3 protein-coding genes are annotated in these 1745 nt (G+C 58.7%); 1 reads left to right on the plus strand and 2 read right to left on the minus strand.

What is annotated here, in order from left to right; translation table 11 throughout:
* The first annotated feature begins 80 nt into the window (after positions 1–80).
* Positions 81–620, plus strand: coding sequence for a type II secretion system protein (locus EI185_RS17405; protein ID WP_189836456.1), 540 nt, complete (start codon positions 81–83; stop codon positions 618–620).
* A 167-nt stretch (positions 621–787) separates the two neighbouring features.
* Here EI185_RS17405 and EI185_RS17410 read toward each other — a convergent pair whose 3' ends face one another.
* Positions 788–1495: a hypothetical protein gene (locus EI185_RS17410; protein ID WP_124706415.1), complete on the minus strand. Its 708-nt coding sequence runs from the start codon at positions 1493–1495 to the stop codon at positions 788–790.
* 71 nt (positions 1496–1566) lie between these two features.
* Positions 1567–1740, minus strand: coding sequence for an alkaline phosphatase (locus EI185_RS17415; RefSeq protein WP_223247919.1), 174 nt, complete (start codon positions 1738–1740; stop codon positions 1567–1569).
* Positions 1741–1745 lie beyond the last annotated feature (5 nt).

A 1745-nucleotide genomic window follows, 5' to 3' on the forward strand; every position in this document is an offset into this window, starting at 1 on the left:
ATCAGGGCGGTGTGTACGATCTGCACAGCGGCGCACCCGGCAACGGCCGCGACGGCACGCCGTATTCGGGCTGGTGAAGCATGCATCAGCGCGGCTTCACGTATCTGGTGCTGTTGTTCATGGTGGCGATCATGGGGGCGGTGCTGGCGTCCACCGCGATGGTCTGGCACACGCTGGCGCAACGCGACAAGGAGCAGGAACTGCTCTACGCCGGCGATGCGTTCCGGCGCGCGATCGGGCTGTATTACGAACGCACGCCGGGTGCGGTCAAGCAGTATCCGAAAAAGCTGGACGATCTGCTCGAAGACAAGCGCCAGGTCAGCCTGACGCGCTATTTGCGCAAAATCTATATTGATCCATTCACGGCCAGCAAGAAATGGGGGGTAGTGCCTGGCCCGGGCGGCACCATCATGGGGGTGTATAGCCGTTCCGATGGGACGCCGATCAAGACCGGCAACTTCGACAAGGCCGATCAGGACTTCGCGGGAAAAGGCAGCTATCTGGACTGGCAGTTTGTCTATGCGCCGACGCAAGCCGTTCCGGCCCCCGCTATTCCGCCAGTGCCGGGTGCTGCACCAGTGACAGCTGCGCCAGGCCAACTGCCGGTTACACCCAAATAAATTGCCCCCTGCGAAATTTGTCCAGGGCAACGTCAACACACTGGTCGATATTGCAGCCACTGCATCAACCCGAAGTCATCTGCGAAACAGACAGGCCCCGGATCACGCACCTGCCTGCGTTCCGGTAAATAAGCCCAGCGCGTCGAGGTCGACCGGAAAGCTACGGTTCAGTGCTCGTGAGTTTCATGCCCGGGCGCTGCGGTCGCCTGTTTCAGCCAGGCCATGGATGCGTTGGTCTCCATATCACCCAGATCGGCGAAGTCCACCAGTTCGTACTCGGCGAGCTGGTCATCGGAGGTTGCCATCACCCCATCCTGTTGGGTCAGGAACGATTCGAGTTCGGTCGTCACCTGATGATCCGGGTAAGTGTTGATGACCTGCGTGGCCAGTTGCAGATCCGGCACCCATACCACTTCGACGGTGCGTTGATCCATTTTTCCGCGATAGCGCTGCGCCTTGTGGCCGAGAACTTCTGCGTCACCTGCCGGACTCAGTTTTTTCAGCTCTGCCGGAGAAATGATGCTGGCCAATCTGTCCCACGGGCGTTTGTGGTTGATGATGCGCAGATCGGTCGCGTTGTATTCGATGCCGCGCTGGCGCGCCGGTTCGACATAGACAAAATTGAGCCGACCCTTGCCATCGCGCCGCCATATCTCACCCACTGCACTGGAGCCGTCACGAATTTCCACCCGGTTTTCACCACGCCAGAAATACCAGCTGCTATTCTGCGGCTTGTCGCAAGGAATCGCGCAGGTGGTGGTGACGTAACGCGCAGCCACCTCCTCGTATTTGGGAGCGGCACTGGCCAGGGTGGACTGGGCAAGTGTTGAAAAGGCAAGCAACGATGCTGCCATGAACATGAAACGATGGCTCATAAAGATTCCTCAAAAATAAAAATGGAGAGACCCATGGCCTCTCCAAAAAGCACGCTGATACGACAGGCCGATTACAGATCCAGCGCGTCTTTCATCACGTGGAAAATATAGTTCTGTTCCTGCACGCCGTGAAACAGGTGTGCTTTCGGACCGCGTGCAAAGATCGCCACGTCTTCGCCCGCGTGGGTTTCCGAAGACAGGGGCACCAGCGCCTCCTGGTGGAAGCCCTGATCGGTGGTGTCCACATGGG

It is taken from the genome of Sulfuriferula multivorans, assembly GCF_003851125.1.
In the GTDB taxonomy this organism is placed as follows: domain Bacteria; phylum Pseudomonadota; class Gammaproteobacteria; order Burkholderiales; family Sulfuriferulaceae; genus Sulfuriferula; species Sulfuriferula multivorans.